This is a genomic window from Kordia sp., from assembly GCF_050633145.1.
Classification (GTDB): domain Bacteria; phylum Bacteroidota; class Bacteroidia; order Flavobacteriales; family Flavobacteriaceae; genus Kordia.
This window is the reverse complement of the sequence record NZ_JBOEFY010000086.1, coordinates 1-544: the sequence shown is the minus strand read 5'-3', so window position 1 is coordinate 544 and position 544 is coordinate 1. Positions and strand designations below refer to the sequence as shown.

At 41.2% G+C, this 544-nt stretch carries 1 protein-coding gene; it reads right to left on the bottom strand.

Features of this window, described 5'->3' with window-relative positions; all coding sequences use genetic code 11:
- Nucleotides 1-544: hypothetical protein (locus tag ACRBBL_RS26575; RefSeq protein ID WP_431372141.1), on the bottom strand; the 544-nt coding region annotated here is incomplete at both ends.

Below are 544 nucleotides of genomic sequence, written 5' to 3'. Positions count from 1 at the left end.
ACAGCGTCTGTGGATTCGATGTGTTGGTATAACTTGTTGCATTGGCAATGGCGTTGATATCTCCATCTGCATCTGTTGCTGTTTCATAGTATGAAACTGCCATGTTTAATTGTCCATTTATAATCGTTGCATCTAAGGTTGTTAGATCAAACACAGCTGTATTTTGATCTGTCTCATCTACAGCACATAACTGGAAGGTATCTGGTGCTGTTGCCGTTGGAATTGGCTCTACACTAATCTCCAAACTTGCAATGTTGTTGGTGTTCACACAACCTGTAGCTGTGTTCTCCACACGAATAAAGATCGTTTGTGGATCTGTTGTGTTTTCAAAACCATCTACTAATGCACCTGTTCCTGCTAATGCCTCTGCCACTGTTAAGTGATAAGTCACTGTAAAGTCTGCAACCATCTGTGGAGCCGTTAGTAGATCTAGTGAACTAGTCACTACATCCCACTCAAATTGTCCCACATTATCAGCATCATATTCACAGAATACATAGGTAAAAGCTGTCGCTGTTAATGCTGGTAATGGATGTACCACTAC